Annotated in this window: 12 protein-coding genes; 3 read left to right on the forward strand and 9 right to left on the reverse strand. The window is 66.9% G+C overall.

Annotation, left to right across the window (positions count from 1 at the left end; genetic code table 11):
* Positions 1-32: 32 nt before the first annotated feature.
* Together QMG72_RS06735 and QMG72_RS06740 are read left to right on the forward strand one after the other, a co-directional pair.
* Positions 33-638 (forward strand): copper chaperone PCu(A)C, encoded by a 606-nt coding sequence (locus tag QMG72_RS06735; protein WP_282359461.1) that lies wholly within the window; start codon positions 33-35, stop codon positions 636-638.
* Positions 635-1,915, forward strand: coding sequence for a Dyp-type peroxidase (locus QMG72_RS06740; protein ID WP_283480086.1), 1,281 nt, complete (start codon positions 635-637; stop codon positions 1,913-1,915). The genes QMG72_RS06735 and QMG72_RS06740 overlap by 4 nt, the downstream gene beginning before the upstream one ends.
* A 97-nt stretch (positions 1,916-2,012) precedes the next feature.
* Here the strand turns inward: QMG72_RS06740 and QMG72_RS06745 are convergent, their stop codons facing one another.
* Both QMG72_RS06745 and QMG72_RS06750 read right to left on the reverse strand, forming a co-directional pair.
* Positions 2,013-3,368, reverse strand: coding sequence for a sensor histidine kinase (locus QMG72_RS06745; protein WP_283480087.1), 1,356 nt, complete (start codon positions 3,366-3,368; stop codon positions 2,013-2,015).
* On the reverse strand, positions 3,365-4,054 hold the full coding sequence (locus tag QMG72_RS06750; protein ID WP_283480088.1) for a response regulator transcription factor: 690 nt from the start codon (positions 4,052-4,054) through the stop codon (positions 3,365-3,367). The genes QMG72_RS06745 and QMG72_RS06750 overlap by 4 nt, the downstream gene beginning before the upstream one ends.
* Positions 4,055-4,203: 149 nt before the next feature.
* Between QMG72_RS06750 and QMG72_RS06755 the strand changes: the two genes are divergently transcribed.
* Positions 4,204-4,911, forward strand: coding sequence for a ferritin-like domain-containing protein (locus tag QMG72_RS06755; RefSeq protein ID WP_283480089.1), 708 nt, complete (start codon positions 4,204-4,206; stop codon positions 4,909-4,911).
* Between the two features lie 267 nt (positions 4,912-5,178).
* On the opposite strand, the gene QMG72_RS06760 is transcribed toward QMG72_RS06755, so the two are convergent.
* From QMG72_RS06760 to QMG72_RS06790, 7 genes are all read right to left on the reverse strand, one after another.
* Positions 5,179-6,354, reverse strand: a complete 1,176-nt coding sequence (locus tag QMG72_RS06760) for a zinc-dependent alcohol dehydrogenase (protein ID WP_283480090.1) — start codon at positions 6,352-6,354, stop codon at positions 5,179-5,181.
* Positions 6,355-6,468: 114 nt separating this feature from the next.
* Positions 6,469-7,989 (reverse strand): aldehyde dehydrogenase family protein, encoded by a 1,521-nt coding sequence (locus QMG72_RS06765; RefSeq protein WP_283480091.1) that lies wholly within the window; start codon positions 7,987-7,989, stop codon positions 6,469-6,471.
* Complete coding sequence (locus QMG72_RS06770) at positions 7,986-8,759, reverse strand: HD domain-containing protein (RefSeq protein WP_282359454.1); 774 nt, start codon at positions 8,757-8,759, stop codon at positions 7,986-7,988. Before QMG72_RS06770 ends, QMG72_RS06765 begins: the two co-directional genes overlap by 4 nt.
* Before the next feature lie 30 nt (positions 8,760-8,789).
* The gene (locus QMG72_RS06775; RefSeq protein ID WP_226773498.1) at positions 8,790-10,130 is read right to left on the reverse strand and encodes an NAD(P)/FAD-dependent oxidoreductase; all 1,341 of its coding nucleotides are present in this window, start codon (positions 10,128-10,130) and stop codon (positions 8,790-8,792) included.
* Positions 10,131-10,132: 2 nt separating this feature from the next.
* Positions 10,133-10,453, reverse strand: a complete 321-nt coding sequence (locus QMG72_RS06780; RefSeq protein ID WP_226773497.1) for a 2Fe-2S iron-sulfur cluster-binding protein — start codon at positions 10,451-10,453, stop codon at positions 10,133-10,135.
* Positions 10,454-10,500: 47 nt separating this feature from the next.
* Positions 10,501-11,274, reverse strand: coding sequence for an SDR family NAD(P)-dependent oxidoreductase (locus QMG72_RS06785; protein ID WP_226773496.1), 774 nt, complete (start codon positions 11,272-11,274; stop codon positions 10,501-10,503).
* Positions 11,267-13,135: a PEP-utilizing enzyme gene (locus tag QMG72_RS06790; RefSeq protein WP_283480092.1), complete on the reverse strand. Its 1,869-nt coding sequence runs from the start codon at positions 13,133-13,135 to the stop codon at positions 11,267-11,269. Before QMG72_RS06790 ends, QMG72_RS06785 begins: the two co-directional genes overlap by 8 nt.

Consider the following 13,135-nt stretch of genomic DNA (forward strand, 5'->3'; position numbering starts at 1 on the left):
GCGGCCGGCTGCGACGATTCAGGAGTATCGCCATGTCCAAGAAGCTCGTTTACCCTACCCTTTCCCTTCTCGCGGCGGCGGCCCTGGCACTCGCCGGTTGCGCCCCCTCAGCCTCGACGCCGGCACGATCCCCGTCTGCCACCGCCACCACCCCGGCCAATGCGGCCGCCGCGCTGGCGGTCAGCCAGCCGTGGGTCAAGGCCGCCGTTTCCGGTATGACCGGCGGTTTCGGCGTCCTCAAGAACACCTCCGACGCCGACATCACCGTCACCGGCGCCTCGACCCCGTCGGCCCGGATGGTCGAGCTGCACGAAACAGCCATGGGACCCAACGGCGCAATGCAGATGCAGGCCAAGCAGGGCGGCTTTGTGATCCCTGCCGGCGGCGAACTGAAACTTGAGCCAGGCGCCAACCACATCATGCTGATGGGGCTTACCGCGCCGATCAACCCCGGTGCTGACGTCACGTTCACGCTTGAGCTGGCCGGCGGCGGCAGCTTCGAATTCACCGCCGTGGCGAAAGACTTCAGCGGCGCCCACGAGAACTATGTCGAAGAAGAAGGCACCGGCATGTCCCACGGCCAGCCCTCCAGCACCGGCAGCGCACCCGGTTCGGCGCCGTCGTCGACCTCAAAATGAGCGCCGGGGACCAGCGGCCCGCCGGCGCAACCGCGGGCAGTGGGGAGCCCGATGCCCCGTGGAAACTGCCGCGGCGCGGACTGCTCTTCGGCGGCGCCGCCGCCGGGCTGGGGGCGCTGGCCGCGGCCGGCGCCCACCTCGCCGGGGCGGGCGTCCAGCAGGCGGGGAACCCCGCCCCGGATGATCCCGCGGAGAGCGTCCACGGCAGCGGCATTGTTCCGTTTCACGGCGACCGCCAGGCGGGCATCACGACGGCGGCGCAGGCCCACGGCGTTTTTGTCGCCCTGGATTTGCGGCCCGGAACGACGCGCGCCGCGGTCAAGGCGCTCTTGCGGCTGCTCAGCGACGACGCCGCAAACCTCTGCGCGGGAAAGCCAGCCCTGGCCGACACCGAGGGCGAACTGGCCCAGGTGCCGGCCCGGCTGACGGTCACGTTCGGATTCGGCCCCGGCCTGGTTGCCGCGGTGGACCCCGCCCGGGCGCCGGGCTGGCTGAAGCCGTTGCCGGCCTTCAGCATCGACCGGCTTCAGCCCGGATTCTCCGACGGTGATCTGTTGCTGCAGATCTGCGCGGATGATCCGTTGACCGTGGCGCATGCCCAACGGATGCTCCTGAAAGACAGCCGGAGCTTCGCGACCGTCCGCTGGGTGCAGACCGGGTTCCGGCGTTCCTACGGCAGTGAAAAATCCGGGACCACCATGCGGAACCTCTTCGGCCAGGTGGACGGGACGTCGAACCCGGCGCCCGGCGGCCCGGACAACGAGCGCGTGGTCTGGGGCGGCGGAGAAATACCCGCATGGACGGCCAACGGCACGTCCGTGGTTGTCCGCCGGATCGCGATGAACCTGGACAAATGGGACGAGGCGGACCGCGTGGGCCGGGAGGAATCCGTGGGCCGCCGGCTGTCCAACGGCGCACCCCTGACCGGGACGCAGGAACACGACGAGCCGGACCTGACCGCCAAGTCCAAGCTCGGGTTCCCGGTCATCTCGGACGTCTCACACCTGCGCCGGGCCCGGCCGGAGGACAGTTCCCAGCGGATCTTTCGCCGGGCCTACAACTACGACGCCGCTCCCGGCGCCGGAGGGGTCTCGGACTCGGGGCTGATCTTCGTCGCCTACCAGGCCGACGTCGACAGGCAGTTCACGCCCATCCAGCGCCGGCTCGATCAAATGGACATGCTCAATCAGTGGACGACGCCGGTCGGCTCCGCTGTGTTCGCCATCCCGCCGGGGTGCCGTGAGGACGGATTCGTCGGCGACGGCCTGTTCGCCTGATCCAAAGCAATGCGGGGTCACTACGCGCCCATCCCACCGGCTGGGGCGGGCGCGTAGTGACCCCGCATCAGGACGCCGGAAGGTGCGGCCGTTCGGCTCAGCGGAGGCGGGGCAAATGCAGGGAGATCGTGGTCCCTTCCCACGGGGTTGACGCCGCCTGGACGGTTCCGCCGTGGCTGGTCACGATTTCGCGGACCAGGGCGAGCCCGATGCCGGAGCCGGCGATCTGTTCTGCGGCCCTCCCCCGCCAGAGCCGGTCAAAGATGTGAGGCAGTTCCTCGGCGGGGATTCCCGGGCCGGTGTCGGCGACGGTGAGCACGGCCTCGCCGCCGTCGGCCAACGCCTTGAGGGTTACCCTGCCGCCCTTTCGACAGTAGCGCGCGGAGTTGGCCAGCAGGTTGCCGACTGCCTGGTGCAGGCGATCGCCGTCGGCCCTGACCCACACGGGACCGGCGCTTTCCAGCTCCGTCGCCAGGCCGGCCGCCCGCAACTGCGGCTCTGAGCGGGAGAGTGCATCGGCAGCGAGCGCGGCAAGGTCCACGGGTGCCAGGTCCAGGGACAACGCCGCCGTTTCGACGGCGGAGAGCTCGGCGAGATCGGCCACAACGCGGCCGAGCCTGAGCGACTGGTCGTGCAATCCGGCCAGACCGGCCGGCGTCGGTTCCATGAGTCCGTCGCGCAGTTCCTCGAGCCCTGCCTGCAGGGCCGCGAGCGGCGTGCGCAGCTCGTGTGCCACATCTGCGGTGAGGTTGCGCCGTTCCGTATCGGACCGGACAACCGCGTCCGCCATGTCATTGAGGGCGTGGGCGAGGTCGCCGAGTTCGCCAGGTGCATCCCCGGCTGTGCGGACGTTCCGGTTTCCCGCGCCAAAGGCACGCGCCGCCTCCGTCATGCTGCGGATTGGCCGGACAAGCCTCCGTGTGACGAACCAGCTCGCGGCGACAGCCATTGTCAGTGCCACCACTGCAGCGACGGCGATCCACGTCCAGGCAACGTCGAGGATCCTCGTTCCACCGTTCCCTCCGTTCCCTCCGAGACTGACCCGCACTGCACCGACTCGAGTGCCATCGACGACGACATCAGCGGTCACCGCTCCCTGACCGCTGGAATCTGCCTGGCCGGCGTTTCCCCGGGCCGGGTTGCCGGAGCCGGCCCGCAAGTTACCGTCGGCGTCGACGATATTCAGGCGGGCCGATGCGGCGTCACCGATGGCCAGGGAACGACTCAGATCGGCGCCGTCCCACCCGCCAGCCTGTTGATAGGCGCCCGCGGCGGCAGCGGCGGCCGCCGCGGCCAGCTGTTCTCGGTCCGCCTGCTGTGCTGCATGAACACCACGGTCCACCCCGATCAGTGCAGCTGCGACCAGCACAAGAACCGACGAAACAGCCACCAGCACAAACGCCAGCAACAGACGCTTCCCGAGTTGTCCGAGGCCCTTCCCAGCCCGCCTCATTTCCGCTCGTCGCGGTGCAGGCCCAGCCGATAACCCACGCCGGTCACCGTTTCCAAGACGTCTGCGGCTCGGGGTCCGAGCTTCCGCCGGAGGTTCTTGACGTGGGAGTCGATGGTGCGCTCGTAACCGGCATATTCGTAACCCCGGACACGGTTCACCAGCTCGTACCGCGAGTAAACCCGTCCCGGCGATGCCGCCACAGCGTCCAGCAGGCCCCATTCTGTTGGGGTCAGGTCCAGCAGGTTCCCATCCAGCCACGCCTTGTGCAGGCCGGGGTCGATTCGCAGCCTGCCGTCACCATAGCTCGCCGCGGCGTCCGCAGCAGGGACGCCTCCGAAGCGATGCAGCACGGCCTGCACCCGCAGGACAAGTTCATGCGGGCTGAAGGGCTTGGTCACATAGTCGTCGGCTCCCAGTTCGAGACCACGGATCCGGTCCTCAGTGCTGCTGCGCGCCGTCAGCACTATCACCGGAAGGCTTCCGAGCCTGTGAATCTCGCGGAGGACGTCGGTGCCGTCGACGTCGGGCAGCCCGAGATCCAGCACCACCAGGTCAGCGGACGGCAGAAGCCGCAGTGCTTCGGCGCCCGATGGAGTGGTCAGGACCGAGAACTCCGCCCGTTCCAGGTAACGGCGCAGCACTTCACGGATGTCTTTTTCGTCCTCGACGACCAGCACGGTGGGCATGGAGCTAACACTAATGCCAGCTTTTGCGCCGGAAGGCAGGAGGAACGAATCTCCACACAATCTGCACACGGTCGCCAGCAGCACTGCACACGCGGGCGGCATTCTGTGTATACAAGCTGGTTTTCCGGCAATCGAACAAGGTGCACACCATGCGAAAGAAGACCATGATTGCAGCAGCAATCGCCGGCAGCGCCGTCATTACCGCTCTCGTGGCGGGGCCCGGCGTGGCCGCCGTCGTACAGGGCGGGCAGAACGGCCAGCACCAGCAGAGCGGGCAGGCGCAGCCCACGAACGGCAACGCCCGCGGCACAGGCGGGCAGGCCGGCGGCAGCTCAATGGGCCATGGCAAGGCCGGCGGTCAGGGCCAGGGTCAGGGCTCAGGACGGGGATCCGGCTCGGGTCCGGACGCCGGGAGCACTTCCACCGGGACCATGACGGATGAGCAGCGGGCAGAACTTGTCTATATGGCCGAGGAGGAACTGTTGGCCCATGATCTGTACACCACCTTCGCCGGTCTGTACGGCACCCCGGTATTCAGCCGGGTCGCGAACTCCGAGTCCAAGCACCTTGAGGCCGTCCGGAACCTGATGGATCGTTACGGCGTCACTGATCCCACCGTTGACCACACGGCGGGCGTGTTCTCAGATGACAGCCTCCAGAAGCTCTACGATGAGCTACTCGCCCAGGGCAAAGCCAGCCAGGAGGGCGCACTCGCGGTCGGGCGAACCGTCGAGAAGACCGACATCCAAAGCCTGGCCACATCCGCTGAGAACGCCACCACGGCACCCGATGCCAATACCGTCTTCACCCGCCTCCTGGAGGCATCACAGCACCATCTCACCGCATTCGGCGGTTAAAACCCGTCAGAGGGGGTGTCCGCCGTGGCGGACACCCCCTCTGACGGGTTGGTCAGCACCTTTTTGCGCGCACAGCGTTGGCCGGCGGGCTCCCGGGCAGTCAGGGGAGGCGCTAGCGCAGATTGACCCGAGGGCCCGAGCCGCGGGCCTCTCAGACCGCGGAAATGATGGAGTTCGATGGTGGCCGCGTCCAGGCCGGTCCCTTGGGCCGGGAAACGCTCCCGAACACGGTGTGCACGAGGCGTCAGCGCCACTGGCAACTCACCGCTAGGGCTTCAGCACAACCTTGATGCAGCCGTCTTCCTTTTTCTGGAAGATCTCGTAGGCCCCGGCGGCGTCGTCGAGGGCGACTTCGTGGGTTTTGAGGTCCATAACGCCGAACGGGTCTGCCGGATCCTCAACAAACGGAAGCAGCTCGTCCGTCCAGCGCCGGACGTTGCACTGGCCCATCCGGAGTTGGATCTGCTTGTCGAACATGCTCATCAATGGCATGGGGCTTGCGGTGCCGCCGTATACTCCACTGAGCGAGACGGTCCCTCCCCTGCGCACGGAATCCAAAGCTGCATGGAGGACCGACATCCGGTCGATACCGGCAGTCTCCATCACCTTCCTGGCCAGCGCATCGGGCAGGAGCCCCACGGCGTTCTGCGCAAAGGCGCCAACCGGCGAACCATGCGCTTCCATCCCGACGGCGTCGACGATCGCGTCGGGGCCCCTGCCATCGGTCATGTCGCGGAGCTGGTCACCAATGTCTTTCGTAAAATCAACGGTCTCCACGCCGTGCCGCTCGGCCATCCGGCGGCGTTCCGGAACCGGCTCTACGGCGATGACCCGGTGGCCCAAGTGCCGGCCGATCCGGCTGGCGAACTGCCCCACCGGGCCAAGACCAAAGACGGCGAGTGTCCCGCCGTCGGGAACGTCAGCGTAGTGGACCCCCTGCCAAGCCGTGGGCAGGATGTCGGAAAGGTAGAGGTACCGCTCGTCGGGAAGCTCGTGCCCGACCTTCACCGGCCCATAATCCGCGTGCGGAACCCGCAGGAACTCGGCCTGCCCGCCGGGGACCGAGCCGTACAACTCGGAGAACCCGAACAGGCTCGCACCGCTGTTGTGGGAGTGGACCTGGGTGGTTTCGCACTGGGACTGCAGACCCCGTTTGCACATCCAGCAATGACCGCACGAAATGTTGAAAGGGATCACAACCCTGTCGCCCGGCTTGAGGTTCCGGACGCCGGAGCCGACCTCCTGAACGATCCCCATGGGTTCGTGGCCGAGGATATCGCCGGCCTTCATATACGGACCCAGGACCTCGTACAGGTGAAGGTCAGAGCCGCAAATCGCCGATGACGTGACTTTGACGATGGCGTCCGTCGGCTCCTGGATCACCGGATCCGGAACCGTCTCCACACTGACTGACCTTTTTCCCTGCCACGTAAGCGCCCTCATGTCAGCTCCTCCGGTCACAATCGAGATTGATAAGCATACTTGCCATTTCGATTGTTCCTTATCCCCGCGTTATTGAAAAGTGAGACCGGGCCCGGGCGGAGTGCGCGGCGGCCCCTAGACCTTCCGGTGGATCGACTTGTAGCTCAAGTAGGCGGTGAGGCCCTCGACCCCGTACTCGGTGCCCAGCCCGGAATCGTGCCGGCCGCCGAAAGGAGCCGCATGGTTGGAAGCGAAGAAGTTGATGCCCACCGAGCCGGTGTCCATCCGGTCCGCCACGGCCAGCGCTGCCTCCTGATCACGGCCGAACACCAGCCCGCCGAGGCCGAATTCCGTGTTGTTCGCCAGCGCAACCGCCTCATCAACACTGCCACCTGCGTCGTTGTATTTGAGGATGCAAATCACCGGACCGAATATCTCCTCCCGGGAGATCCGCATGTCCGGCGTAACGTCGGCAAACACTGTGGGTTCCACGAAGTAGCCGCCTTCCAGCCCGCCGCCCAGTGCCGCGCGGCGACCGCCGGTGGTGGCTCGGGCGCCCTCGGCCAGGCCCGACTCCACGAATTCCAGCACGGTCCGGTACTGGGATTCCGTGGCGCACGGCCCGAAGACCGTGTCCGGATCCAGCGGGTCGCCCTGCTTTCCGGCCGCGATGGTGCTGGTGACCATGGCCACCACCTCCTCGTACCGGCTGGCCGGCGCCAGGATCCGGGTCGAGATGTAGCAGGTCTGCCCCGTGTTGCGCATGGAGGAGCGGATCAGGACTTTGGACATTTCCTCAAGATCGGCGTCCGGCAGCACGATCGCACTGGACTTCCCGCCGAGCTCCAGGGTCACGGGACGCAACAGCTCGCCGCAGGCCGCCGCGATCTTCCGGCCAACCGGCGTCGAACCCGTGAAGGCCACCTTGTCCACTCCCGGGTGCTTCACCAGCGCATCGCCCAACCGTCCGGAGCCGGTGACGAGGTTAACGACGCCGGCAGGAACACCAGCCGCTGCTATCGCATCGATGATCACCCGGAGCGACAGCGGGGTGGGCGACGCCGGCTTGATCACCACGGTGCAGCCGGCCAGCAGCGCCGGGGCGAGCTTGATCACCACAAGGTTGATCGGGAAGTTCCAGGGCGCGATCAAGGCGCAGACGCCGATCGGTTCGCGCCGGACTACGGATTCGCCGCCGCCCCGGGGGAAAGCCCGCACGTCCTCCCGCTCAAGGTAGCCGGCCAGGCCTGCGAAGTAGCGAAAGATGCCCGCGGCGTTGGCCGCCGCCCCGGCGGACTCCGAGACCGGAGAACCGTTCTCGCGGGTGTTGGTCAGCGACAGTTCCCCGGCGCGCTTCTCTACCTCTTCGGCAATGCGCAGCAGGTACGCAGCGCGGTCCGAGGGTGCCAGCCGCGGCCACTCCCCGCCATCGAAGGCCGTGCGTGCGGACTCGACGGCGGAGTCGACGTCCGCGGCGGTTCCGTCCGGGACGGAGCCCCAGACTTCGCCGGTGGCGGGGTCGGTGACAGGGTTGCGGCCGGTGCCGCCCGCGGACCTCCAGGCGCCGTCGACGAAGATGTTGTCAACGTGCGTGTACGGCAGCTGAAGGGCGGCGCGGAGGGCCAGGGCACGGCTGTTGTGTGTGGCGGCAGTCATCGGATGACTGCCGTCTTCAGCAGGGCATTGGAGCGGTCCAGGTCGGCGCTGGCCATGTCGTGGGCGGCCTGGGTGATGAGTTCGGGCACTATTTCCGCGGCCAGACGGTCGGTGTAGGTGGCGGGGTCCAGCTTGAACCAGGACGAGGCCAAGGCAACCCCGGCCTGGTCGAAGCGCCACAGCCGGTCTGCGTCGCGCATCAACGCGTCCTCCAGCGACTTGGCTACCGGGCGGGTGTCGTGGCCGTCGATGATCTCGCACACACGGTCAATGAACTCGGTGTTATAGCCCAGGCCCGGGAGCACCCGCCGGGCGACGTCGCAGCCCTGCTTCTCGTGTTCGTAGCGAATGGCGGCCTTGCGCCAATCCCCCGCGAAACCCTCTGAGATGATGCGGGACTCATCCACGTGGGCCCAGCCGGTATCGTGCAGCAGGGTGGCCACCCGGACCAGTTCAGCGTCAGCGTTGGGGTAGGCCCGGCAGAGTCTTTCGGCGAAGGCGAGGGAGATCGGCAGGTGGATGTCATTGCCGCGGGTACGCGTCTCGTGCACTACGGTGCGCCAGAGCCCGTCGAGATCCCCGAGCGCTGCCGGGGTGGTGGCGATCGGGGCGGTGTCTACCGGTCCCGGCGCCGGGACCGGCCGGACCGGGTATGCGGCTGCGAACTCCGCAGCCGCGGAATCAACAGCCGCGGGACTGGTTCCAGCCGGATTTTCGGAAACCGGGTTCGCGGCGCCGGTGGCGGCAGCCGAGGTGTGGGGGGCAGTCATGATTCTCCTTCGGGTGGGCAGGCCTGCTGGCTAGCTGTCCGTGGTGATCGTTTTGAGGGGCGTAGTTGGGTCGGCAGCGGCGCCGGCGGGGATGTTGCGCCCTTGGGCAAGGGCGTTTTTGACGGCCATAAAGTCCAGCGGAGCATTAACGCAGTCCGCGGCGATGACCTGGCCCAGGCGGTAGTAGAGAACGCTGAATTTGCCGCGTTCCCTGTCCGGCCGCAGCACCGTCTGGTCGTAGCCGTTGCAGAGCCCGGCGATCTGGAGTTTCAGCTCGGCCTGGTTGGACCAGAACCACGGGATGCCGGCGTATTCCTCGCGCCTGCCGGTGAGCGAGTAGGCGGCCACCTTGGCGTGTTCAATCGCATTGTTCACGCTTTCCAGCCGAATCCGCTCACCCGGTTCCGAGCCGGGCACGGGGTTGGGCATGTTGGCGCAGTCACCGATCGCCACCGTGGTGCCGTCCGATGCCAGCGCGAAACGGTCCACAACGATCCCGTTGTCCACGGCGAGGCCAAGCTGTTCTGCGAGTTGGGTGTTGGGGCTGACGCCGATGCCGACCAGCACGATCTGCGCCGGCAACACCGTGCCGTCCTGGAGCTCGACGCCGGCGACGGCGACGGCGCCTGCGTTGCCTGCGGCTGCGGTGAAGCGTTTGGCGCTTGTATTGAGCCGGATGTCCAGGCCGCGGGCGCGGTGCGCCTGCAGGAAGTACTCGGCGGTTTCCGCGCCGACGGCGCGGCCCACCAGCCGCGGGCCGAATTCCAGCACGGTGACGTTTTTGCCCATTTTTTGCAGGCTCGACGCAGCTTCGAGGCCGATGAACCCGCCGCCGATCACCACAACATCCTGCGCGTCCCCCACCCGGGCCTTGAGCGCCAGCGCGTCGTCGGCGTTGCGCAGATAGAGCACGCCCTCGAGGTCGCCGCCGGCTATTTTCAGTTTCCGGGCGCGGGCGCCCACGGTGAGGGCGAGGCGCTTAAAGGGGAATTGCCTGCCCGAGGTGGAATACGCGACGCCGGAGCCGTCGGCGTCCTTGTCAATCCTGACAATGTATTCGGCTTTGACCAGCTCCACGTTGTGCTCGGCCCAGTAGTCGTTGGAGCGGAAGATAAGGGATTCGCTCCCCACCGTGCCCTGCAGGAACTCCTTGGACAGGGCCGGGCGCTGGTAGGGCCGGTGGTCCTCATCGCCGAGCAGGGTGATGTGTTCCTCGAAACCGAGCGCCCGGAGCGATACCGCGAGCTGGACGCCGGACTGGCTGGCGCCGATGATCAGCAGGCCGGTGCGGGTCGGGCTCTCAGTTTCGGTACCGGCTGCGCCGGCGGTTCCGGCGGACGCCTGCTGCGCCGCGGCAACATGGGTGCCCATCACTACACCTGCGTTTCCGGGGTAGTGACGAACAGTTCGAGCTCATCGGTGAGGCGGAGCTGGCAGGACAGGCGCGAGTTGTCCGCACGGTCCACAGCGGTGCCGTAAAGCATCTCGTCTTCCATGTCCTCCATGGCCGGAAGCTGCGAGAGGCAGTCCTCCCGGACAAAAACGTGGCAGGTGGCGCAGGAGAGCGAACCGCCGCACTCGGCCACGATGCCGGTGACGCCGTTGCGCACTGCGGTCTCCATGACCGAGTCGCCGGCGTTGCCCTGGACGTCGCGGACTGCGCCCGCGGCGTCGGTGAAATGAACCGTTGGCATTGGTCCTCCTTGGATTGAAAAGCGGAAAGGTGAGGTCAAGGGCGGGGTCAGATGAACTGGCGGCCGCCGTCGACCACCATGGTCTGGCCGGTGTAGTAGGAACTGTCCGGACCGGCCAGGAAAAGGGCCGCGCCCACGATGTCCTCCGGCTGGCTGGCCCGCTTGATGGCGCCCCGGTCCACACCGTAGTTTTCGGCGTCCGCCATCAGCCCGTAGCTTGCTTCGGTCAGGGTGAAGCCCGGGGCGATCGCATTGACCGTGATTCCCCGCCGGCCCAGTTCCTTGGCCATCACCCGGGTTAGGGCCACCACGCCGCCTTTGGAGGCGACGTAGTGCAGCCACTGCTCCGAGCCACTGAAAACGGTGGCGCTGGAGAGGTTGATGACGCGCCCGCCCTCGGGCAGGTACGGGCTCGCGGCCCTCGTGACGAGCCACGGGCCCTTGAGGTTGACGTTCATCACCAGGTCCCATTCGGCCGGGTCGATGTCCTCGAACGGGCTGCGGGTCACTCCGGCGTATACCGCGGCGTTGTTGAGCACAACGTCGATGCTTCCGCTGCCGAAATCCGCGCAGCTTTTCGCCAGCGCCTCGGTGGAGCCGACGCTGGTGACGTCGGCGTGGAGGGCGACGGCATCGGCACCGGTAGCCAGAACCAGCCTGGCAGTTTCCTGTGCGCCGTCGAGGTTTACGTCCGCCACCGCCACGCGGTAGCCGCGGCGGCCGAAGCCGAGCGCGAACGCCCGGCCGAGCCCGCCGGCGGCACCGGTGATCAGGACGGTGCGGGCAGGCTGCCCCGCACCGTCCAACTGCGGATCAGACATGGCTGTGGCTGTGCGCGCCCGGTCCGGCGATGACCAGTTCGTCTTCGGCGTCGAGGATCTGGACCGTGCCCTTCGTGCCGTCCACGCGAAGCCGCTGCCCGGTCTTGATTGTGGTGGACGCCGAGCCGGTGCCGGTCACGGCCGGCAGGCCGTACTCCCGGCAGACGATCGCCGCGTGGCTCATCATGCCGCCGATGTCCGTGACCGTGGCCTTGATCTTGCCGAAGATCGGCCCCCAGGACGGTGCCGTGACGGTGGCCACCAGGATTTCGCCCTGCTGCACCTCGGATAGTTGGTCCGCGTCGGTGATGACGCGTGCCAGGCCTTCCACGACGCCGGGTGAGGCGGCCATGCCGCGCAGACCGCCGCCTTCGACTGCTTCGCCGGCCCCAAGCCATTGCTGGACCTGTTCGGTGGTGATGCCCCAAAGCATCCGGGTGAAGGGTTCGGTGATGATCTCCGGCGGGGTGTTCAGTGCCGGTGCGGGCCGGGCGGTTTTGAGCGCATCCACGATCCCGCGGCGGCGCTCGATTTCCTCCGGCCAGTAGTCCGGACCAATGGGCTTCGCGCCGACACCCCATCCGGTGACGAGGTCGAAGAGCGCGTCACGGACCTCGTTGCGGCCCAGGTAGAGCAGGTCGTCCGGTTCGGTCCAGAAGCCTTCAGCCTGCATCATGCGGGACAGTTCGCGGATCTTGCGCCAGAAGACGCCCATGGTCCAGTGCTCGATGTAGAAGTTGTGGTTCTCCACGTACGGGTAGGCGGTGGCGGCAAGGCCGCGCTTGGCGTCGAAAAGTGCCAGGTTTCCGCCTTCGAGCAGGTCCCGGTATTCCCCGATGATGCGGTCGCGTTCGATGATCAGGGCCTCGACGGGCCGCATGATTTCCTGGCCCTCGTCCACGCGGCGGATGTAGTCGGCGATGTAGCCGAGCGGGATTTCCTGGTGTTCGTTCCAGTACTTGTCGTGGCCGTAGAAGCCGTTGCCCACGGTGAAGTTGAACCACGGGTCCTTGGCGGCCTCGTACTGGGCCGTCCAGCGGTCCCCGCCGGGGGCCGCGGCGATGGCCGCCAGGGTGGACCCGACGTCGTCGGTGTTGCCGAAGAGCGACTGCAGCTCAAGTTCGACGGCCAGTTTAGCCAGCCCCTTCAGCTCGTCATCCGGGCGGAAGAGTTCCATGTCCACGCCCTGGACCATCGTGGCGATGGACTGGTCGGGGATGTTGGGGAAGACCTGCTTGCAGAAGTTGAAGAAGTCCAGGTAGGCGATGTAGCCGAGGTTGAGGAACTCGAAGTGGTACTGCCAGTTCTGGTAGGCCAGCTGGATCAGCCGGTCGTAGCTCTCAAGCAGCTTCTCGGAGCCGTCCTTGCCCTTGCCGGAGAGGATGTCCTCGATCGGGACCACGTCCGGGAGCTTGGGGAAGGAGATGGTTTCCATCTCGTCGATGGTCCCCTTGACCTTGATGTGCCACTGCTTGAGGAGCTCATCCCAGTTCTGGAAGTAGTGGCCAACCCGCTGCTCGAACAGGGGCACCCGCGCGGCGATCTGGTCCTCGGGCACCGGGATGGGCGACATGTAGAGGTAGCCCAGGTGGACCCGGAATTCGATGCCGTTGGCGTTGGGGATCATCAGGTGCCGGGCGTTGTACTGGCCCAGGCACTTGACCGCGAATTCGCCGCCGATGGTCTCGAAGGGCTTGAACACGGTGGGCCAGTGCTGGCTGTCGCAGAACCAGAACTTGGCGTCCTCCTGCTCCTTGAGCTTGTCCTGGAACACCAGGTAGTAAGGGTAGATCTTTTCCCAGCCCTCGGCTCCGGCGGGGACCGCAAGCTCGGAGGGCTTGGGGAAGGATTTCAGGGACAT

The sequence above is a fragment of the Pseudarthrobacter sp. PH31-O2 genome (assembly GCF_030063265.1).
GTDB lineage: Bacteria > Actinomycetota > Actinomycetes > Actinomycetales > Micrococcaceae > Arthrobacter.